This window comes from Mucilaginibacter conchicola, assembly GCF_003432115.1.
GTDB classification, from domain to species: domain Bacteria; phylum Bacteroidota; class Bacteroidia; order Sphingobacteriales; family Sphingobacteriaceae; genus Mucilaginibacter; species Mucilaginibacter conchicola.
Genome location: NZ_QWDC01000004.1, coordinates 35,800 through 56,933 on the forward strand (window position 1 = coordinate 35,800; position 21,134 = coordinate 56,933).

Annotated in this window: 25 protein-coding genes; 19 read left to right on the plus strand and 6 right to left on the minus strand. The window is 48.4% G+C overall.

All coding sequences use genetic code 11. From position 1 onward, the window contains the following. Positions 1-72: 72 nt before the first annotated feature. The gene (locus tag D0C36_RS20855; protein ID WP_117393664.1) at positions 73-996 is read left to right on the plus strand and encodes an alpha/beta fold hydrolase; all 924 of its coding nucleotides are present in this window, start codon (positions 73-75) and stop codon (positions 994-996) included. Positions 997-1,101: 105 nt separating this feature from the next. Here D0C36_RS20855 and D0C36_RS20860 read toward each other — a convergent pair whose 3' ends face one another. From D0C36_RS20860 to D0C36_RS20870, 3 genes are read right to left on the minus strand one after another with little or no spacing between them, the layout of a single operon-like run. Beyond that, positions 1,102-2,244: a hypothetical protein gene (locus D0C36_RS20860; protein WP_117393665.1), complete on the minus strand. Its 1,143-nt coding sequence runs from the start codon at positions 2,242-2,244 to the stop codon at positions 1,102-1,104. Beyond that, the gene (locus D0C36_RS20865; protein ID WP_233524544.1) at positions 2,241-2,861 is read right to left on the minus strand and encodes an RNA polymerase sigma factor; all 621 of its coding nucleotides are present in this window, start codon (positions 2,859-2,861) and stop codon (positions 2,241-2,243) included. The genes D0C36_RS20860 and D0C36_RS20865 overlap by 4 nt, the downstream gene beginning before the upstream one ends. Before the next feature lie 54 nt (positions 2,862-2,915). Then, a complete protein-coding gene (locus tag D0C36_RS20870; RefSeq protein ID WP_117393666.1) occupies positions 2,916-3,626 on the minus strand; it encodes a DUF4397 domain-containing protein in 711 nt (236 codons plus the stop codon). A gap of 523 nt (positions 3,627-4,149) precedes the next feature. Here D0C36_RS20870 and D0C36_RS20875 point away from each other — a divergent pair. The 12 genes from D0C36_RS20875 (at position 4,150) to D0C36_RS20930 (ending at position 13,037) form a co-directional block, all read left to right on the plus strand. Next, positions 4,150-4,503 carry a single-stranded DNA-binding protein gene (locus D0C36_RS20875; RefSeq protein WP_158557169.1) on the plus strand — a complete coding sequence of 118 codons (354 nt, stop codon included), beginning with the start codon at positions 4,150-4,152 and terminating at the stop codon, positions 4,501-4,503. 34 nt (positions 4,504-4,537) lie between these two features. Beyond that, positions 4,538-5,608 (plus strand): DUF932 domain-containing protein, encoded by a 1,071-nt coding sequence (locus D0C36_RS20880; RefSeq protein ID WP_117393668.1) that lies wholly within the window; start codon positions 4,538-4,540, stop codon positions 5,606-5,608. Positions 5,609-5,645: 37 nt separating this feature from the next. Then, positions 5,646-6,020 (plus strand): hypothetical protein, encoded by a 375-nt coding sequence (locus tag D0C36_RS20885; RefSeq protein WP_147322075.1) that lies wholly within the window; start codon positions 5,646-5,648, stop codon positions 6,018-6,020. Between the two features lie 3 nt (positions 6,021-6,023). After that, entirely contained in the window at positions 6,024-6,275 is a 252-nt protein-coding gene (locus tag D0C36_RS20890; protein ID WP_117393670.1) for a molybdenum ABC transporter permease, read from the plus strand. A gap of 4 nt (positions 6,276-6,279) precedes the next feature. Continuing rightward, the gene (locus tag D0C36_RS20895) at positions 6,280-6,867 is read left to right on the plus strand and encodes a PRTRC system protein E (RefSeq protein ID WP_117393671.1); all 588 of its coding nucleotides are present in this window, start codon (positions 6,280-6,282) and stop codon (positions 6,865-6,867) included. Positions 6,868-6,878: 11 nt separating this feature from the next. Next, positions 6,879-7,094, plus strand: a complete 216-nt coding sequence (locus D0C36_RS20900) for a PRTRC system protein C (protein WP_117393672.1) — start codon at positions 6,879-6,881, stop codon at positions 7,092-7,094. 46 nt (positions 7,095-7,140) lie between these two features. Then, positions 7,141-8,250, plus strand: a complete 1,110-nt coding sequence (locus tag D0C36_RS20905; protein WP_147322076.1) for a hypothetical protein — start codon at positions 7,141-7,143, stop codon at positions 8,248-8,250. Then, positions 8,225-8,971 carry a PRTRC system protein B gene (locus D0C36_RS20910; RefSeq protein WP_158557170.1) on the plus strand — a complete coding sequence of 249 codons (747 nt, stop codon included), beginning with the start codon at positions 8,225-8,227 and terminating at the stop codon, positions 8,969-8,971. The genes D0C36_RS20905 and D0C36_RS20910 overlap by 26 nt, the downstream gene beginning before the upstream one ends. Then, a complete protein-coding gene (locus tag D0C36_RS20915) occupies positions 8,968-9,783 on the plus strand; it encodes a PRTRC system ThiF family protein (RefSeq protein WP_117393675.1) in 816 nt (271 codons plus the stop codon). The genes D0C36_RS20910 and D0C36_RS20915 overlap by 4 nt, the downstream gene beginning before the upstream one ends. Positions 9,784-10,137: 354 nt before the next feature. Continuing rightward, the gene (locus tag D0C36_RS20920) at positions 10,138-11,511 is read left to right on the plus strand and encodes a DUF418 domain-containing protein (protein WP_117393676.1); all 1,374 of its coding nucleotides are present in this window, start codon (positions 10,138-10,140) and stop codon (positions 11,509-11,511) included. A gap of 56 nt (positions 11,512-11,567) precedes the next feature. Continuing rightward, positions 11,568-12,422: an alpha/beta fold hydrolase gene (locus tag D0C36_RS20925; RefSeq protein WP_117393677.1), complete on the plus strand. Its 855-nt coding sequence runs from the start codon at positions 11,568-11,570 to the stop codon at positions 12,420-12,422. 123 nt (positions 12,423-12,545) lie between these two features. Next, entirely contained in the window at positions 12,546-13,037 is a 492-nt protein-coding gene (locus tag D0C36_RS20930; protein ID WP_147322077.1) for a hypothetical protein, read from the plus strand. Positions 13,038-13,328: 291 nt separating this feature from the next. Here the strand turns inward: D0C36_RS20930 and D0C36_RS20935 are convergent, their stop codons facing one another. The 3 genes from D0C36_RS20935 to D0C36_RS20945 form a co-directional block, all read right to left on the minus strand. Then, positions 13,329-14,018, minus strand: coding sequence for a response regulator transcription factor (locus tag D0C36_RS20935; RefSeq protein WP_117393679.1), 690 nt, complete (start codon positions 14,016-14,018; stop codon positions 13,329-13,331). 388 nt (positions 14,019-14,406) lie between these two features. After that, positions 14,407-14,868, minus strand: coding sequence for a protein-disulfide reductase DsbD domain-containing protein (locus tag D0C36_RS20940; RefSeq protein WP_158557171.1), 462 nt, complete (start codon positions 14,866-14,868; stop codon positions 14,407-14,409). A gap of 68 nt (positions 14,869-14,936) precedes the next feature. Continuing rightward, the gene (locus D0C36_RS20945; RefSeq protein WP_117393681.1) at positions 14,937-16,265 is read right to left on the minus strand and encodes a glycosyltransferase; all 1,329 of its coding nucleotides are present in this window, start codon (positions 16,263-16,265) and stop codon (positions 14,937-14,939) included. A 241-nt stretch (positions 16,266-16,506) separates the two neighbouring features. Between D0C36_RS20945 and D0C36_RS20950 the strand changes: the two genes are divergently transcribed. The 6 genes from D0C36_RS20950 to D0C36_RS20975 all read left to right on the plus strand — a co-directional run bounded on the left by D0C36_RS20950 (position 16,507) and on the right by D0C36_RS20975 (position 21,044). Continuing rightward, positions 16,507-16,800, plus strand: a complete 294-nt coding sequence (locus D0C36_RS20950; protein WP_117393682.1) for a hypothetical protein — start codon at positions 16,507-16,509, stop codon at positions 16,798-16,800. Positions 16,801-16,864: 64 nt separating this feature from the next. Beyond that, positions 16,865-17,674 carry an SDR family oxidoreductase gene (locus tag D0C36_RS20955; RefSeq protein ID WP_117393683.1) on the plus strand — a complete coding sequence of 270 codons (810 nt, stop codon included), beginning with the start codon at positions 16,865-16,867 and terminating at the stop codon, positions 17,672-17,674. Between the two features lie 12 nt (positions 17,675-17,686). Continuing rightward, positions 17,687-18,415, plus strand: a complete 729-nt coding sequence (locus D0C36_RS20960) for a DUF3891 family protein (RefSeq protein WP_117393684.1) — start codon at positions 17,687-17,689, stop codon at positions 18,413-18,415. A 75-nt stretch (positions 18,416-18,490) separates the two neighbouring features. Continuing rightward, a complete protein-coding gene (locus D0C36_RS20965) occupies positions 18,491-18,919 on the plus strand; it encodes an acyl-CoA thioesterase (RefSeq protein ID WP_117393685.1) in 429 nt (142 codons plus the stop codon). Between the two features lie 26 nt (positions 18,920-18,945). Continuing rightward, positions 18,946-19,764, plus strand: coding sequence for an SDR family NAD(P)-dependent oxidoreductase (locus tag D0C36_RS20970; protein WP_117393686.1), 819 nt, complete (start codon positions 18,946-18,948; stop codon positions 19,762-19,764). Positions 19,765-19,799: 35 nt separating this feature from the next. Further along, positions 19,800-21,044, plus strand: coding sequence for an MFS transporter (locus D0C36_RS20975; RefSeq protein ID WP_117393687.1), 1,245 nt, complete (start codon positions 19,800-19,802; stop codon positions 21,042-21,044). The last annotated feature ends 90 nt before the right edge of the window (positions 21,045-21,134 follow it).

The window sequence follows — 21,134 nt, forward strand, 5'->3', positions numbered from 1 at the left end:
CCGGCTCGGCTTTAAAATACTGTTTCCAGACCCGTCCTGATATTAGTTTTGAGACATCAAGAAACAAACACTATGAAAAAAATCAGCTTATTATGTTTTCTCGGCCTTGCGATGATGTCCTGCAAAAAGAACCACGACCAGACGGAACCGGTTGAAAACAATATCGACTATCACCAGACTGCTCAGACGAAGTTTGCGCAGGTTGATAATGTGAAATTCGCTTACAGAACCCTTGGCGAAAAACCCGGCATACCGCTGGTACTTGTTGCTTCACTTGGAAGTTCCATGGACGACTGGGATCCTGCCGTTACCAATGGCCTGGCGCAGCAAAGCAAAGTGATCCTGTTCGATATTGAAGGCGTTGGTTCTTCAACCGGTAAAACCGCTGACAATATCGCTGACATGGCAAAGGGGGCAGTAAAATTCATAAAAGCGATGGGATATGAAAAAGTGAACCTGATGGGATTTTCCATGGGGAGTTTTATTTCACAGCAGATCATACTGACCGAGCCCGGCCTTGTCAATAAGCTTATCCTTACCGGAACCGGTCCCAAAGGTGCGGTTGGTCTCAGCAATTTGCCCAACCTGCTCGCCGCATCGGCCGGTTTAAGTGCTGAAGAAAGTTTTCTGAAATTTGCATTCACTTCATCTGACAACAGCATTGCTGCAGGCAAGGCAGCCTGGGCACGTACATTAAAGCGAACCGTTGATCGTGACGCACCATTGAGTCCGGAAGCTGGTGGTGCTGAGTTAAAGGCGGTCCTGGGCTGGGCGCAGCCTGCCCCGGGTGCATTAGATGAACTCAAAAAAGTTAGCCAGCCGGTTCTGATCGCGCAGGGCGAAGAGGATATTCCTTTACCGGTCGTTAATGCAAGGAATCTGGCCAAAAGCCTTCCTAATGCAAAACTGATCGTCTACAGCGATGCCGGACATGCTTCTTTTTTTCAATACCATGAAGAATTCGTTATCGCAGCAAATGCATTTTTAAAGAATTAAACGGTATCAATCACAGTTTCGGACACCTCAATGCAAGTTTGTATTGGGGTGTTTGTTTTAGATGTGCTGAATGACCGGGTTGAAAGGGAGGATGTTTACACGAAATTAAAAACCGATCTTCACTTGTAATCCGCTTTGCAAAAGATTGAAGCGCTGGTCTGCATAACGGGTTACGGGGACCTTTACGAAGGGTTCAATAATTACCGGGTGTTGCTTGTATCGGAATACCTGCAGGCCTATAGAAAGGTCATAGAAAGCGACAAACCTGTCCTTTTTAAGTTCTTGGTTTGTCAAAACGGCTTCCGTCACTTCCTGGATATTGATCGTCTCGGTATGCTCGCGACCATTCTCGTCGACAAATGTGTTGACGACAGATTTTGATTCTGTGAATTCCAGCGTTCTGTTCTGGTTGATCACCGGCAACACGGAAACACCGGCATGAGCATATACATTGGATGTCAACCGGTAGTTCAGCCTAAGCGGTATATTCAGACCACGGAGATCGGCGACGCCGCGTGTAAGCCTTTTTTCCGGATCTGCTGCAGTCGGCATCATGGAGGAACGTATTTCTGAGCCTGCTCCTAAATAATAGATTCCGGATCCTAAAGATACCCGTTCGGACAGTGCATAATTGATGTCGATGCCTGCCGTCCCGTTGCTCTTGCCGCGATTGTCAAGCCCGGAGCCGGCACCAAAACTGAAACTCCATCTTTTCCCTGCAGAAGGTGACGTGTTTTTCCTCGAATCGTCCCGTGACAGGATGTTTTGTGCCATATAACCACTTGTCTCAAATGAGCTGTCCCTTAAGCCTGCGTGGCGTATGTTAATTTCCCCAACGACTTCAGGTCGATGTATACTTTCAGGAAATACCATGGCAGGTTTTCCCAGATCAGCGGCCCTTCTGTGACCCTTCCCGCTGACGTGGCCTGATATGCCTACGTTTCGCGTTTTGTTTGCAGCGTCTTGCTCCCCGTGGCCCGGGCTGCTATTTCTGTCAGTTTGGAGAACCGGGGCTACAAACTTTTGAACGGCAACAACTTCTTCACGTGGATCTCCTTTCTCTGCATGATACATTTTATAAAGCACGCCCAGCACGAATATGAGCAGCGCGGCCGCGGCCAGCCGCCGATAGCTTGCCGTTCCTCTCCTTTTTTTGGCGCTGACGAATTCCTCCCATGCACCTTCACGATAACCAGCTTCGTAGGTGGTCAACTCGTTTTTGATATGTTCGAAAAGGTCTTTTTTCATCTTGCCGGAAATAAAAAATTTTGCTGGTAGAGCGCTCTGAGCTGTGATTTTGCCCTCCCCAGATAAGTCCTGCTATGATTAGGTGTGAATTTTAATTGCTCGGCGATCTCCTGGTGGCTGAAACCTTCGATCTCGAACATATTAAATACGACACGATGCACCGGAGGCAAATGCTCCAGTAGTTTAAGAATGTCCGCCACGTGTAGGTTGACATCCATTTCCTGGGAAGGTGTTTCAAAATCTTGATCACTGATCTCATGCGAGAGCATCCGGTTCTTTCCGATCCTTAGGTGGTCAATGACGGTACGGGAGGCGATCCTGCTGATCCAGCCCTTGAAAGCTTTTATCAGTTCAACATCTTGTGCCGGGAAAACGAACCTGTCAAGGTTATTAAAGATTTTAAGAAATGCGTCGTTGACGAGTTCCTCGAGTTGGGTCTCGTCGTTCATATAACGGCGGGTGACGGCCAGTAAGTAACCGTAAAACTCTTTATAAATGAACTCCTGGGCCGAAACGTCGCCGGCCCTGCATGAAACCAATACCGCTGCAAACGGCATTTTTTTATTTGCCGTTCTCTTTGGTATAAGGAAATTCAGGGTCAACGCAGCTGCTCTCATCTGTAAAAAGCCGCACCCTGTTAAGGCGTGCGGCTTGCGGGATGATAGTGGAATTTATTTGTTGGTCACAACGTTTACGCTCAGCTTGGTAGCATCGGTCGCCGCTTTAAGGCCATTGGCATAGATCGTATAGATCTTTCCTTTTTCGATCTTCACTTTTTCAACTTTTGCCAGTACCGTGGTTTTGGTCGTTTCGGTCACCTGGAAAGTTACCTCAGCACCCGGATCGGCAGCTGCAAAGGTCGATGCTGATTTGAACGCTGCGTTTTTGAACAATGGGTCGGTCTTACCTGAGATCGTTACATCAAGTGCGCCTGCATCAGGGCTTAAGTTCACGAACCTGATCTTCGCTTTGTCGGCAGCCGGAGCGGTCAGGTCATCTTCGGTCACGACGATGGTTTGTTTGCTGGTCACATCAGTCACATGTAAAGTGTAGAACTTATCTTTTTTGATGCTGGTAGATAGTTTTGACAGGACATCTGTTGCATCTTTTTTCGTGAAAGAAAACTCATAGTTTCCTTCCTGGATATTCACATACGGAAGGAATTTGCTGTAAGTGAAATCTTTTAGCTGGTTGGCAGATCCGTTGATCCTGAATGTCAGCTCAGGTGAGCCCGGTGACGCATGGTATAAGGCAAGATTCGCTATTGCCGGAACCGGCGCCGGTGAATTGTTGTCTTTACCGCAGCTGGTCAATAGGGTGCTGCCGATCATTAAGCCTAATGCAGCGAAGAGTACTTTCGGAGTAACTTTTTTAAGTTTCATGTTCTTGTTTTTTTCTTCGCTAAACGGGGCCCGGGTGATGAAAGCAACAAGGCCGCATAAAAAAAATGCGAGGGGGAACGGAGAGAGTTGATTATCAGCGCGAAAAAAAAATTATTAGTTTCTTAAAAAAAGGATCGACGAAGGGCAGAGCTGGGCCCTCATGTCTTTGGCGACTTCGTTTTCCTATCCCGCGCGATCTCTTTTGCTTAAGTCTTTCAGATCCGGTCATGGAGATCAGACCAGCCTGCACCTGCTGTTTTCGCCAGAAACGGTAAAAAAGGCAGCTAAGGTCTTGCCCGCGCCGAACGATCATCCCGAAACGACCAAAAGACTACGGCATAACGTCCCGTCGTCACGCATTCCTCCGGCCCGGCCTGCGGCACTTATTCCGTTTCCTTTTGGCTTCACGCGGGCAGACTTTTCGGCTTTCTTTTTTTCCGTTTTTTCTTTTGAAAACAGCTTTTAGGGGCAGGCGGCTAAAAAAGGGATTGAACATAATATAAACTTATCAAACGTAATGATTATGGAAATTACAGCAAGAGTCGTAGCAGATGCTACCGTGAGAAAGACAAACTCAGAAAAAGAAGTAACAGGGTTCAGGGTCGCGGTCAACCGCGCCTATTCCTCGAATGGGGAACGCAGGGAAGAGACCGCGTTCATCGAATGCGATTACTGGCGCAGTACCAAAATTGCCCCCTATATCACCAAAGGGCTGTTGGTGCAGCTTTCAGGATTTATGACCGCCCGCGCATGGGTAAGCCGTGACGGTGAGCCGATGGCAAGCCTGCATTTCAATACCTCTGACATTCAGTTTTTGACCGCATCCGCCAAACCTGATGCAGATGGCGAGCAAAGCCAGCTGAAAAGGCAACGTTAATCACCTCAATTATTCATTTTAAAATTTAATCATCATGGCACACAACATTTTTTATAACGAACATTCAGGAGAGCACAGTTTCTTTAGCGTAAAGGAAAAAGCATGGCACGGATTAGGGCAAATCGTAGAAGATTACCCGACCAGTGCGGAGGCCATTCGCTTTGCTGGTTTGGACTACAGGGTGGAAAAACGCCCCCTGTTCACTAATACGCTGCCCAACGATTTAACCGTTATGGAGGAAAGCATCAGCTTTCCCAAAACCGATGTGCCGGGCTTTTTTGCTACCGTTCGCAATGATAACAACGCGGTACTTGGTGTAGTGGGAAAAGACTACGAAGTGGTACAAAATGCGGATGCCTTCCAGTTTTTCGATGCCATCGTAGGCGGTGGTAATGGTATCAAGTACGAGACGGCAGGCGCGTTGGGTAAAGGCGAACGCATCTTTATCACAGCCAAACTGCCCGAGTATATCAGGGTCGGTAAGCAGGATTTAATAGAACAGTACCTGTTCCTGACCACTTCGCATGATGGTTTCGGCAGTATCACCGCGGCATTCACCCCGATTCGTATCGTTTGCAACAATACGCTCAACGCTGCCATGCGTAACCAGTCGAATGGTATCAAGATAAGGCACACGGCCTCGGCCAATGACCGGCTGAAACAGGCGCATACCCTCATGGGTATTTCTGCCGGGCAGGGCGGGCAATTACAGGAACTGTTCAATTACTGGACAAAGGTACGCATCACCGATGCGCAGGTGAAGAAACTGATACAAATCGCGATGGCACCGAACAAAGAGGTCATCAGCAATCTGGAACTGGGTTTATCGGATAAACTTTCGACCACATATACCAACATCGTCGATGACGCCTACGACTATGCAATGGGAAACGCCACCCAGCAAATGGAAACTACCGCAGGCACACTGTTCGGGGCGTACAATGCCGTAACGGGTTATTATCAGAACGTGCGGAACTTCAAGGACGGTGACGCCAAATTTAAATCCATCATGGATGGCACGGCCAAACAACGCGCACAGGTCGCCTTTAACCTTTGTAATGATTTTGCCAAAAAAGGCGCGGATGCCCTCAATTTTCATAATTAACCACTCGGGGGAGCAATCCCCCTTAAATCACCCCATCATGCGACCACTGAATGCAATGGACAATGTGCAGAAAGCAAGGCTTTTTCATGCACTCGTGTTAACTGATATACCCGCTTTCCTGAAGTATACCACCGATAGCTGCCTGTATATCGCCAATCATACTGATGCCATTATTCAATCGGGTAAAGACCACCTCTTATCACCCGATTTTTGGATAGAACTCTCAAAAACAGTCCACATCAACATCGAAAAACAGGGACGCAGGCTCGAACACAGCAGCGTCGTATTTGCCGAGCAATTGTTCGGTGGCTACGGGGCGATATTTATGATACATACTTTATTGAAATATGCAGGGACGCTTGGAGAGGCCGACCGCAAGTTCAAACAGGCCGTTGACCTTTTTTTTAGCTGAACCATGAAGGTAACACAAACATATACCACCATCGCAGGCGTTTTGCTCGTGGCGCTCGGTCTGCTCATCCGCTATGCTATCGGCAGGCGCAGGTTTTACCGCAGGAATTTCGCGGGGCTGCAAACCTTTTCGGGCTATAAACGGGCGTTGCTGATTTCGCTTGCCGAACGCCTCGGCATGTGGTTCGCGAACGCTTGTATCATCGCAGGGGGGCTGTTACTTGCAGCCACCCAAATCATTCACCATAAATTCTAAGCATATGAAAACGAACTTTTTTGAACAACTCGCAGGACTGCAAAACCAAAGCAGCCTGCTGCTAAATATCCAACCCGATGATAAAGGGCTGCTGACCGTCTCCGTTATCATGCGGAGGGATAACCAAACCAATGAAAGTTTGCCACCGATGCTGCTGCACGGTACTGCACAGGAACTGGACGGGGCATTCTTCGAGACCATCGCAGCACCCGTACAGCACACGAACGGCCTGCTGAATAACATCGATGCTTATCAGGCCACACTTGAAAAAGCAGGCAAAGAGGCAAAGGAAAAAGCGAAAGGCGGAAAGCCCGCAGCTCCCGCTGACGATGAAAAAGACGACGAGGCAAGCAATCTTTTTACGACGGCCACCGACGACAAGGAAGCGAAAGCAGAGAAAAAGCGCATCTATGATGAACAGATGCAAAAGGTGAAAACCCTTGCGCAGCAGATGAAATATGCCGAGGCATTGGCACAATTACCCGTTGCAGAGGACTATCCTGACAAGGTTGAGCTCATCAGCGCCAAAAAACAGGAACTCGAAAAAGGCAAAGAGATATATGACAGATTACAGAACCAGTTCAGTGACTAATCAAGACAGAAATGAAAGCTATCAAATTACCCAGGATTTTTCTGCACAGGAATAACGGGCAGGAAATACGTCTCCACGACCCTAACCCGAATTTTACACCTGCGGATGTTCAGCACTTTTACGCGGGTACGTACCCCGTCCTGACCAATGCCAAACTAATTGGTCCCGAATTTAAGGACGACGAAGCGCAATACCGCTTTGAGAGCATCATGGGGACGAAAGGATGAAAACACCGAAGAACAGGGTCGTTAACCTCAATAAATTTAGTGAGCAATGGGAGATACAACAATCATTCAAAGCATGGGCAGCGCGGTTAGACCGCCTGCCCGATGCCGACGAGGTCAGGCGCAACGCGCCCAGAAGCGCACCGCGCGGGTTCGTCGAAATGGTTTTCTGAAACATAGTTTTCGGCCGGTATGGGCGTACAGCTTTGCAAGGCAGGCCGCGGAAAGGCAATTTGCTGTTTCTTTAAAGAACCTCAACAACTACTATGGTCTGAACGTGGGAATGGCAGATTTGCCGTTCCCGCAAAATATATACGGCACATGGCAGGAGGCGAAAGCAAGATTGCGGGCTATCGACAGCGACCTGCATTGTATCGTTATCGCGGATGAAAAACGGCAGGCCGTACTGGCCACCGCGAAGGCCATGGACATCGCAGATTTGTACTATGTTCCCGTTAAAGGTTTTTGGCAGATGTCCCAATCATCACTAAAAACTGCCGAAAAGGCGGTTGTGCTGCGGCTTTTCGCATACCTGAATCAAAAAGCGGGTTTGCCGTTTTTTCAGGAGAACGGTTCATTCATGGATTACCAGTATGATACTTTGGAGAACTGGCTGAGCGAAGCGGAGACGGAAGAAGCGGGAGGGGAACGAAATTGGTTCAGCATGCAACTCGAGACGATCTACGAAATAAGGCGGGCAGGCGCGCATATCATGCCGCTTATCCAAAGCCCCGAAATTCTAAAATATTTCAAAAAGGTATGTAACAAAAACCTGCCTTTTGTCAGTGAGCCACTGGCGGAAATCACCGACGGCTTTCTGAAACTGGTTCAGGACTATCCCGAAAACAGCCTGCATGACCATATCCATACCGAATTGCTTTACCCTAACGAGGAGGATGCCATAAGGGTTGAACAATACACGGGTTTCTTTTGGAGCGCCTACGATACTTTCGCGGATGAACTGGATAGTTTGGTGACCTCCGAATTTCAGGAAATAGCCGTGATGGACGAACCTGTGGACCTGAAAATATTCGACGAACTGCCGACACCAGAAACGTACCCCGTACTCGACTATGAGAACCGTTTACTGCTATTGATACAGGATTTAAGGAATTATCTAAATGCATACGAACATGAAGAACGTCACGGAACAATTTAACATCGAATACAAGCCATTTAAAGCATTGTTGTTTTATCGTTATCAAAACCCCGAAAATGACCATCGGAATTTTATGCCCGACGATAGCACCGACCTGTATGTAGAAAGCTACGACATCGGGAAGCAGGGGCAGCCTATCAATGCCCACCCGCTTTCCATCAGTGAAATGGTCGGTTTAAGCGAGGTATTCAGCAGTGCGAAAGAAATGGATAACGGTTACCTGCGCTGCAAGGAACTACTGCCGCATAACCTGCTCAGCCTTGACCAGCGCACCAATGGTCACGCACTTTGGTACACGCCAACTCAACAAAGGGTTGTATTCTTTACCGAAAATCTTGGCATCCCGAGCGGCAGGGCCTCCGTTCCCGCGATGGTATGGAAAGCGACCGCCGATACCTTATCTGTTTTTGCCCTGAAAGGGAAAGCGAAACCCAACGAAAGCACTCCCCTCTACCATGCACCTTTTTTGAATATCTATTCGGGCGGGAACGTTTGCATGGGGAACGTCGCCATTCAAATCACCAAACAGACGAGCCTTGCTGAGTTCATGCAGCTATGGGAGGAATACTTTTTTCAAAGTAATTTCAGCCATAGCATCAACGGCAGCAGCAGTACCAAAGACGATACCGTTGCACTTTGGCGGACGCTTATTGGCCGTGATGAACCCTTCCCGCAGGAGCAACTGGTAAAAACGCACCAAACCCTAAAATCACTGTTATGAAAAAAGCAAACAAATCCCCGAGACCCGTCGTGCATTTCGTGCCGTCAGAATTGTTACAGCCCTATAACCCCGTCACCGTTAATCTTATCGGGGCGGGAGGGACGGGTGGTCAGATGCTGACCGCGCTGGCGCGCATCAACCACTCACTGATTGCTTTAGGCCATGCAGGGCTTTTCGTCCGCTTGTTCGACGACGATAAAGTAGACAGGGCGAACCTCGGCCGGCAGTTGTTCACAACAGCCGAACTGGGCGACCATAAAGCCGTTGCCCTCATCAATCGGGTCAACCGCTTTTTCGGGACGAACTGGAAAGCACACACCGAAAAATTTGATGCGGAATCGGCGGGAAATGATGATGCTTTTGCGGCAACACTGACCATCACTTGCGTAGATACCGTCAGCGCACGATTAGAGATTGCGGGGATATTGGCGAACCAGTCAAAACGACACCGGGGCAGGGGACGCCCGACCTATTGGATGGATTTCGGGAACAGCCGTTCATCGGGACAAGTCATCCTGTCCACCCTCGACAAGGTCAGGCAACCCGAATCCGAACAATTTGCGACGGCAGAAAAGCTGCCCCTTGTAACTGACGAGTTCAGCACACTTTTTAAGGATGCAGATTTGAATGACGATACACCGAGTTGCTCACTTGCGGAAGCACTGTCCAAACAGGACCTTTTTATCAATTCTGCTTTGGCCAACTGCGGGGCTTCCCTGCTTTGGCAGTTGTTCCGTGAAGGCGTACTGTACTACAGGGGATTTTTCATGAACTTGCAGGAATATACCACGCAGCCTGTGAAAGTGACTTAAAACCTATGTTTTCAGGCAGGCATATTGCTATCCCATTTGAAATACAGGAAAGCCATTATCAGCGTAACCACGAGAAGGATCAATGTCGGTGTATTCATGGTCTTTTTCAAAGATAACATTATTTAGAGAAAATAGCCCCCGGCGGGCGGGCATTCGCCCGCCCGCCGTTTCGCCCCGAACTTTCGGTTTCGATTACCGACGCTGAAAGTTCGGGGCGCTTCCATCGGAAGATCACTTCCCGGGACCTTTGATCTCGCCATGTATATATCCCCGCATTTGGGCATTGCTGCACTGTTCTCCTTGCAGCAATTTTGCCGCGATTCAGCATGAGCTGATCCTGAAATCAAATCTTATATGAGCTTTTTTTTTGATAAACCCCTGCCATCAGGTGCGACCGATCCGGGTCCCGTGACGGCGAGGATGGTATTTTTAGACGCTTTGCGCGGATTCGCCCTGTTCGGTATCCTGGTTATGAACATCATGGAAATGGGCCAGCCCACCTTTTTTTATTTCGGAATGGATCCCGCACGCCCTCTCACGGGCGCTAACTTTTACACCTGGTTTTACGGCTCGCTTTTCTGTGAAGGTTCGATGCGTGGCCTGTTCTCTATGCTGTTTGGCGCGGGTACACTGCTGCTGCTGGACCGGCTGGAGGTAAAATATAATACACTGGCTGCCGATATTTATTACCGCCGCGTCCTTTGGCTGATCGCATTTGGATTGTTGAATAGCTTCGTTTTTCTGTGGTTCGGTGATGTGTTGTATTTTTATGGCCTCCTCGCCCTTTTTCTATACCCGTTCCGGAAGCTTTCTGCCCGGCAATTGATGTTGCCGGTATTTTTTCTGCTGGCGTTCGGTGTTTTCCGCGAATCCCGCCCGCTTCTTGAGAAACAGGAAACCATTCGCAACGGACGGACTGCTGAGGCGCGTGTTCGCCGCCATCAAAACCTGACCGCCGAAAGCCGCGCCGACCTCGAAAAATGGCAAACCCTGAAAAAACAGAATGAAATTTCCGCCTTCAACGCTGCGGTAAAAGACGAAACATTCAAAAGGACTGCCTCCGGGGTCAGCGGATTGATCTCCTGGACGACCGAAACCAATATTTGGTGGGAAAGTACGTTCCTGTATAACAACTGGTGGGATATTTCCCTGATGTTCTTTTTGGGAATGGCGTTTTACCGATCGGGTTTTCTGCTGGGTAAAGCACGCACCGCCACTTATGTGCTGGTCTCGTTTGTTGGGCTTTCTGTGGGTTTAGGGTACAAATTCTTCGAATTGAAAGCCATGTACCGTGCTCAGTTCGACGACGTGCAACTGGCGGAGGGCGCGTGGCCGGTCGCTATGAACCAGATCAGGAGGGTTTTTCAGGTCTCCGGCTACGTATCCTTGCTTATCCTGCTGTATAGGCTTCGTCCATTCCGCAGCCTGTTCAATATTTTTGCACCCGCCGGCCGCGCCGCGTTATCGAATTATCTTTTCCAATCGGTCATCGCCGCGCTGGTCTTTTACGCCCTGGGCATCTTCGGCAAACCGGAGCGGTATGAATTGTTCGGGATCGCGGCGGGTATATTTATCATCCAGTTGGTCACCAGCTATCTCTGGTTAAAATATTTCTTTTTCGGACCATTCGAATGGCTCTGGCGTACCCTGACCTATCAGCAGTTGCAACCTTTTAAAAGGCCTTCACGGAATCAGGTCGGTACAGGGGGCTCAAAATCACCACAATAGGGGATTGGCAGATCATTGGAATTGCCTGAAATTTACGCAGCTTTAAACTACCTGTTATGATGGAACACTTCGCTGCCGCAGTATCCGGCGGAAAATATATCGACGTTTCGGGCGGGCGTAAATTACATGTTACCGATATCGGAAACGGGCGGCCCATTTTGTTAATACCCGGGCTGCCGATGAGCAACGAGATCTTCGGGCCGACCTCCGTTTTTTTAGCTGACGCCGGGTTCCGCGCGATCAGCATCACCCTGAGCGGGTTCGGTTTATCCGATCCGGCTGAACATTACCCCGTCGAAATGCATGCGGCTGATATCGATCAGGTGATCAGCATACTTGACCTCGAAAATGTTGTCCTGGCGGGCTATTCTTACGGTGGTGTTATCGCAGCATATTATGCTGCCGTATATTCTTCAACCCGGTTGACCCATCTGATGCTGATCAGCGCGAACGTACCAAAGTACAGCAGTTCTGAGGATTTTCCATTCGGTATGGAAAAGGACGCCATTGATCAGCTGAATGGGTTCATCCGCTCGGACATGCCCGCAAATCTGGACCTGTATGGTCCTGTTTTTGCATTAACAGAAGCGGAAATGCCAAAAGCAACGGCGGAATGGCTGACAGCGATCAACCTGCAGACCACGCCGGAAGGGATCAGTGAGGGTCTCTCATTGCTGCGAGATACTGATCTGAGACAGCAATTTGGGAATATCAGGGTACCGGTGACGATCATGCACGGCCGGACGGATACCATGGTGCCGTTCGAGATCGCGGAGCAGGCTTTTGCATTATTATCCAATGCGGAGATGATCACTTTTGAAGAAGGCGGGCACTGGTTCATTTTTACTGGACAGGAGGTTTTTCATCAGGCCTTGCTGAAAACGCTTCTCGAGTGTGTTCCCCACGCCTGACCGCCTCGTCAAATTAGAAACGATGCATGATGACAATGCGGGACGGGGGATGGAATGTTTTAATGAGCACACCAGAGATCAATGCACTATACAACTATCTTAAAACAAGTAATAAACAAGCAAATGAAGAAGTACTTTTTAATTAGTGTACTGGCACTGGCATCATGTGCCGGTAACAGTGACAAGAAAACCGATACGACCACCGTGGCGGGCGGAGATACGTCAGCCGGTTCCGCTGCTGCTCCCTCGCAGGATAGGGATCAATGTTTTGTACTGACAGAAGGTACGGCAGGTCAGGATACCACTGCGGTACACCTGGTCATAGCGGGGGATAAAGTAACCGGGGAGATGAAATGGTCGCCGAAGGAAAAGGATAGCCGTAAAGGTACTTTAACGGGTGCCGTGAACGGTGATGAGGTCAAGGCTGTCTGGAGTTTTATGCAGGAAGGTGTAAAAGATTCGATCAATGTTGTATTCAAACTATCGGCACAGGAACTTGCCCAGAAGCCATTGAAAGCAGGCGCTGACGGCAGGCAGGTGACCGATGAAAGCAAAGGCTATACCCTGATCTATAAACCGGGGAATTGCGAAACATCTGCGGCAGCGCGCAGGTAAGCACGAGATCAGGTCCAGTTTGTTGACAGGATACTACGAGGAGCGCCGTTAACTTTAACGGGGCTGGCTCCTCGTAGTATAGCATTACTGTGCCTCCCATGTCCTTTATTTAACGGCTGCAAGTTAAGGTTGGGTGAAGTAAATTACTGGATCCCCAACTGATGCTTCAGCGAAGCCCTGTGGCTTCACCGCAAAAAAAGAAAGCGGCCCGGAAGCCGCGATCTAACACTAGAATACAAAAACATACACTGAACTCTGCACTGACGCGACAGGGAGATCTTCGGCCACAGGTCAAACGATATGAAAATTGATTGATTTGGCGACCAGCTCCGTGAGCGATGTGACCTGCAACTTTTCGTAAATATTTTTAATATGGCTCCGGACGGTTTCGTACGAGATATTCAGCTCTACTGCGGCCATTTTATAGCTTTTTCCCTTCACGATACAGCTGAGCACTTCTTTTTCTCTGGCGGTCAGCTTGTAATCTACCGTTGATAACTCGAAATGGCAATCCCGGCGTTTCATCATTTCGATCACTTTTTTGGCAATCTGGGGGCTCATTGAAAATCCGCCCGAACGGATATCTTTGATCGATTGCAATAGCTTATCCCTTAGGTCACTCTTAAGAATGTAACCGGATGCGCCCGCCTGTAAGGCATGGTAGATCTGCAGATTGTCCTCGTTGGAGGTCTGAATAAGTATCTGGATCTGCGGGAGTTCCTCCCTTAATCTTTCCACCGCCTGGATGCCTTTCAAACCTGCGGCGGATATGTCCATAATGACCAGGTCGGGCTCGGCGTGCAGTAAATTCCTGATGAAATTGTTGACGTTATTATAAATGCCAACGATCTCGATAGAAACCTCGGGGCGAAGGATATTTAAAATATTATTCCTTACATTTTTATTTTCTTCAAACACAGCGACCCGCGTCAACTGACGGGTTGCCGGTGTCGTCTGAACCTGATATATTTCTTCTTGCATAACAATTTTCTTTTACAACACGGTTTGCTTCCTACTAAAGTGATGGGGTTATAGGTCGATACTACCAGATCCGGGTTTTGCATTGTTTGCCCGGCTTTTGCTCAAATGACGTTTTAAATGCGAACACTCGCCACAACAAACCCGCTGAGTTCGGCACATTAGTCTTTGAAGCCGACAATATGAGGGGTTTACCCTCCGCCTAAAAGGGGTATTATGTCACAATTTTGAGAGATCACCAACACGATCTTTAAGATCTTACATTTATGCAGGTGCTCAGTTGGTGGCTCCGAAATGCTTTAAAATGAAAACCCGAACATTTACCTTAAAGGTTGATTCGGGTTTAATGACCGCGCTTGTGTCAAACTTGCAAGCAGGTATGTTTCGGGCGTTAGCGATTTTCGGAGCCAGTTGGGACACTAAGCGTTACGTTTTCCGGTGACAGGCAAATATGGTCATTGAGAGCCATATAACCGATCTTTACCTTGATTGGCCCGGCATTTGATGATCTGCGGATCCTTTGCGTAAAAGTTACAGTCCCTGTAAAATAGCCGAGGTTCTTTTGATAAGAGTCTTCGTACTCGATGATAGGCTTAACACTTTTAAGTGGTCCGATCAACTGATAGCCTGTGGCGGGAAGAAATTGGATGGTCGTAGGGATCGGCCCGAATGAATATTTTTCTGTGGAATAAATGCGCCAGCCACTTGCGATATGCGCGGTTATCATTACCTGGATCTCGTTTCTTTCGATCTTACGCGATCCGACTTCAAACCATACCGGGGGATTTATCCGGCCGGCATCTGCCTTTACAGCGCAGAGGAGCAGCGCAAGGAATATAGCTTTTTTGAACATAAAAAAGGTAGATGTAATGAATGAGAAAATAGCCCCCGGATTATGGGGGCGTGAAAAAAACGTCATCTTCAGGAAACCTTGCTCGCACTGACAAGTTCAGAAAGGATACTGGTACATATTGCCGGCGCATCATAGTGCTCCATTTCCCCGGCAAGTGCGATGACGTTTGTCTTAAACTGCGGATCTGTTATGACCCTTTCTACAGCTTCTTTTATTTGGGTATGATTCGGTCGTTCTGTACCCAGATCGATGCCATATTTAAAATAGCCGACACGCGCGCAGATCTCAGCTTTTCCCTCGTGCAGACCTGCACATACCATAGGAAGGTGGTGCCCGATAGCCATCAGTGTACCGCCGTATCCCCCGTTTGTGATGTAGACATCGGCATGAGGCATGACCTGATCGAAAGGTATAAAGTCTTTGATGATCACATTGTCATATGGGTAATCGTTTGCTAACTTTTCCGTTTCAAAGCCACCGGTAGTAACGATCACAAGATATTCGGAGTTTTTAAACGTTTCGAGCGTCGGAATGATCAATTTGCTCACATCTCCCTCAATGGTACCCTGTGTCACCAATAACACTTTCTCATATTTCTTCAATCGCTCGTCGGTCCACTTCTCTTCTTTTCGGGGATCACTGTAGGGTAACAAGGCTCCGATGAATTCTATATTTGCTCCAGGTTTGCTCCTGGTATATTCGAAAGACGGGGTCCCGATCTGCAGATAACGGTCTGGCGCCTTCGTCATGATGTCGAAAAAGTTCACGCCTTTATGAGCAATCCCGTGCGCATCGAGCAGGGTGATCAGGCGATCGGTGCTTTCTTTATAAACTTCTTCGCGGAACATCGCCCTAACCTCGACCATTCTCATCATTTCCTCGTGTGTGGACGGGGGATAAAAACCTGGACCGTACGGGCCCAATTCTTCATCATCCTCCGATAGAGGGATGATGCCTATGGCTACTACCGGAACATCCAACCTCGCACTCAGGTAAGGTAGGGCAGGGAACATATTATCTACGATCACAGCATCGAACGAAAAATCTTTCCGTATTTCAATGATGTCCGCTAACTGATCAGGACCGGGCTCGATGAAAACATTGATCATATCGAAGTTTACTTTCTCCCCTGCGGTCTGGAACGCATTGCGTTCAGGGAAAATCTCATTCAGTGTTTCTCCGTTAATATCCTTCGCGAATTTAAACGGATAGTTCACTATTCCCATACTGTCCAGTTTATTCTTGTAGATACCGGACGTATACCACTTTACCTCACAGCCAATGTCGGAAAGATATTTCGCCAGGCCTGTTAAAGGTTTGAAATGACCGTCTGCAGCAACCGTAGCGATCAGTATCTTCTTATTTTGTAGTCCGTTTTGTTCCAGTTGTGATTTCATGACGCTTTTTAATTATTGATTAAAATTTATCTCCGGCAAATTTGTCGCAACCAACCCCTTCTATATATCCCCTAATTCGGTGAATTTGCCATCTTACAATATTTTAATTAAGCCAGAAATAGTTTTGGACCACACCTTAACCGGTTTCGGGGTTGCATATACCCTCTATTGGTTATAAATAGTCATTTGAGGACCGTTTAATTTTGTGGCCTGTTACGGAGTACAGTAATGTTTAAAGATTATGGAAGATAACAACAATGAACCGACCGACTTTCTTTTTAAAGCCGGATTTGTGAAAATAAATGACGCTGGCCCGCGCCATGTGATAACTGACCCGGGACGCCTGGGTAGTTTAATAGCTATTTTCCTGAGGAATTTGCTGAAAGACAAACCTGAATTGAAGATCTTTCTAAAGCTTCAGCCCGGTGGTCCTGACGACAGGTTACTGGAGTCTTATTTTGAGGTCAGACCGGAAATCGAAAGGACGGATTTGACAGACTATACGAGGAATTACTGGGTAGAACAACAAAGTTAACGGCGGAAAAATTCAAAACGGAAGTATTGGGAACAAGTTCCGGCGTAAAAAATCTAAAAATCTTATGAAGAAAGTAATATTGGTGACCGGTGCTTCGGCGGGCATCGGCTTGGCGACCGCGACTACATTAGCCAACGAAGGGCACGCCGTTTATGGTACGAGCCGTACCATTGATGAGGGCGATAACTATCCGTTTACAGTGATCCGGATGGATGTCACGGATGATGTGTCTGTGCAAGCGGCAGTGCGGAAAATAATGTCAGAGGAAGGCAGGATAGATGTATTAATCAATAATGCAGGCAATGGTATTGCCGGAGCTTTGTATGATACACCGGTCGATGCTGCCAGGTCACAGTTCGAAGTCAATTTTTTTGGCGTGATCAGAGTTAGCCGGACCGTCCTTCAGCTAATGATCCCGCGTCGCACCGGGCTGATCATTAACGTAAGTTCTATCGCCGGGCTTATCGGTCTGCCCTACCAGGGCCTCTACAGCGCAAGCAAGTTCGCCATTGAGGGCTATTCACAAAGCCTGCGAATGGAACTCGCCAGCACAGGTATCCATATTGCAGTAATCAATCCGGGCGACTTCAGGACCGCATTTACCAATAACCGTCAGAAGCTGCCTTTCGATTTCCCGGATAATAGCCTGCGGAAAGATTACGAGTCAGCTCTGGCAAGTATGGAAAGGGATGAGGCAAAAGGGGGCGACCCGGCTCGTGTTGCATCAAGGATCAGCAGGATCGTCAATTCCGCCCGCCCGAAGCAAAACTACCCGGTCGGCGCGTTGGGTCAAACCATTGCCCCTTTACTAAAGGCCTTGCTTCCCGGTAAACTTTTCGTCAGATTGATGAATGACCACTATGGTCTTCGTTAAGCGCCATTTGATATGATCGTCAATTATACAGCAGCGGGTTGGGAAGTTATCACCCAGCGCGCCCATGGTAATCTCTCCGGCATGATCGCCGCTCAATGGCTGCACGCTGAAAGAACGGAAAGATGGTTCGAGACAATGATCGCGGTAGCAGGACATGATGATGCCAGGCTCGAGCCTGATGGCCGTTCACTTCTGACAGCTATCGGTACCCCGCTTGATTTTCGGATGAACGGGTATGATCATGAACATTGCCGCCTCACACTAAGGTCTGCACTAAGTAAAAGCCGTTACGTGGCGCTGCTGAGTTCTATGCACCTTGATTTTGTTTATGGGAAGCTTGCGCTTGGATCCGATGACGGCAGAACGCTGATGCAGGTAATGAGCGCGGACAGGGAAAATTGGCGCGAAGAATTGGGTATCACCGAAGTTCAGGCGCAGCGAGAATACCGCCTGCTCGAATTTTGCGATGCACTTTCATTACTGCTCTGCCAGCGCCACTATCAGCCTGAACGACGCAGGGTAGAGATCAGTACAGGACCGGACGGCCGGCCGAGATTCCTCATGCGGAGGGATGACGGAACGCTAAATGTCAGCCCCTGGCCTTTCGAGGCAGATCATTTCGTTGTCAATGTAGAAAGCCGAGTAATTCCCCAAGTGGTCTTTACAAATGATGAAGCGTTCCGTTTCGCCTATGCATCCGCTACCGTGAAGATCAATAAATGGACCTTCAGCAAGAGCTGATATCACCATATATAACCGCTTTTGGTGATTTACCGGCATAGGGACATCCTTTAATTTTGCAGCAAATATCTGACTATGGAATATCAAAAAATATATACTGCTAAGGATGAACATATAGATGTTCAGGGAATCATGGACGGGCTGTACTATCCCTTTTACCTGGAATGGTGCAGGCATGATTTTATCCGAGATGTCCTTGGATTCGACCTTTATGCTGAAGCGGAAAAAGGAATCTACATGGTATTGTCCAGTTATAGCCTTCATTTCATCAGGTCGTTAAAAAAAGGCGATGAATTTATCGTGACCTGCGAAGTGTTTAAAGATAAAGGCGGCTCGCCAAAACTTCACTTTAAACAGACCATCTTACTAAATAAAAAAATCGTAACGAAGGCGGTATTTTCAGGAACATGCATCCCGGCTGCCGGAGGAAGGCCTTACCTGCCGGAATCAGTGGCCCACCTGCTGAAGGATGTACCTGAAATCCAAATAGACCACGCTTCCTGATACAAGTGTCATTTTATTTCTCTCATATGAAACCGAAAATTATATTCATCACCGCTGCCTCCCGCGGGTTTGGCCGGATCTGGACAGAAGCTGCGCTCGAGGCGGGCCACCGCGTCGTTGCAACAGCCCGGAACGTTGATTCACTTGCAGAACTGGTCGACAAGTACGGTGATGCCGTGTATCCTTTACAGCTTGACGTTACAGACCGTTCCGCCGCATTTTCGGCGGTAGCAGAAGGACACCGGCACTTTGGTGCACTGGACGTTGTCATTAATGTTGCCGGATTCAGCTTATATGGTACGATCGAGGAAACAACCGAATACGAGGCAAGAGCCCAATTAGAGACCAACCTTTTCGGTACCCTATGGGTGACACAGGCGGCACTGCCGTTCATGAGGCAGCAACAGGCAGGCCATATCATCCAGGTGTCAAGCGTGGGAGGCGTCGTTAGCTTTCCGACACTTGGGCTTTATAATGCGTCAAAATGGGGACTGGAGGCTTTCTCCGAAGCACTGGCGATGGAGGTTAAAGACTTTGGTATTAAGGTGACCCTGGTCGAACCGGGAGTGTACGAGACGAGTGACGATGAAAATGCGCCGGTACAGGAAAATATTATACCCGCATATGATCCGTTAAGGGCTGTAATCCGTCAAAAATTCAGTGCCAAAAAAGGTGACCCCGGGGCGACAACAGCATTGATATTAAATATGATCAGCGAACCTGAACCGCCGCTCCGTCTATTCCTCGGTAATTTTCCCTATCCGCTGGTAACCAGCAAGTATCAGGAACGCCTTGCTACCTGGGCGCAATGGAAAAAAGCGTCTGATGCCGCTCAGGGAAAATGATCTGATACCCAACCTATTTGAACAACACTGTTACCATGAGAAACTTTCACCACCCTTCTGTCGCGAAACAAGCACTTCCCGTTGCAGCAATCCTAGTCGCATCGCTGGGCTATTTCGTTGACATTTACGACTTATTATTGTTTAGCATTATCAGGTTGCCAAGCCTGCACGCTCTCGGGCTTTCCGGTGCGAAGGCGACCTCAACCGGGATTTTTTTACTGAATGTACAGATGGCAGGGCTCCTCTCCGGTGGTATTTTTTGGGGGATACTCGGCGATAAAAAAGGCCGTTTGAACGTTCTTTTCGGTTCAATCCTCCTTTATTCGGTGGCCAACATTGCCAACGGCCTCGTTACTTCTGTCAATGGTTATGCCCTATTCCGCCTGATCGCAGGGTTTGGGCTTGCGGGCGAGCTTGGTGCAGGGGTCACGCTTGTCGTTGAGCTTATGCCTGCAGCAAAACGTGGTTATGCCACAACGATGATCGCCGGGGTCGGGATCGCGGGTGCTGTCGTAGCGCACTTCGTTGCACAATATTTTGATTGGCGGACGGCGTTTTTTACAGGTGGCGGTCTTGGCCTTTGTTTGCTCTTTTTGCGGATTGGATTGGCAGAGTCTCATTTGTACACCAGCATCAACGCTGGTAACGTTATAAAAGGCAATTTTTTCTCTTTGTTCACTGATAGAGAACGCTTCCGAAAATATATTTGCTGTATCCTGATCGGTCTGCCGCTGTGGTTTGGTGTCGGTATCCTCATCACCCTTTCCCCTGAATTTGGCAGAGCGCTTGGTACGAAAGGTGCAATCAATGCAGGAGCGGCTGTTGCCTGTTGTTACGGAGGTTCTGTTATCGGCGATATCTTGAGTGGATTACTAAGCCAATACCTGCGAAGCCGAATAAAGGTCGTCGCGATATTTTTAACGCTGACAGCGGTTTCTATAGGGGCATATCTCTCACTTACAGATCTCTCCGTCTCCCAATTCTACTTCCTTTGCGGTTGCTTTGGTTTTTCCGCTGGTTATTGGGTGCTGTTCCTGACGATAGCTGCGGAACAGTTCGGTACGAATATCCGTTCTACGGTCACAACAACGGTCCCGAATTTCGTAAGGGGTGCCGTCATACCACTTTCACTGCTTTTTCAATACCTCCGTGTTATGTTCTACGGTTCGCTGGTATCTGCCGGCGCGGTGGTAGGGCTGCTATCCTTATTGCTTGCTTTTTGGGCGTTATATAGAACCCGGGAAACCTTCAGCGTCGATCTGAATTATACCGAAAATTAACGCCCGTTTGTAGAGGCGAAATATCAACCGATAGCTGAATTGACCATTTCACCGTCCAATGTGCCTATCTCGGTCATTGATGCGTTGAGA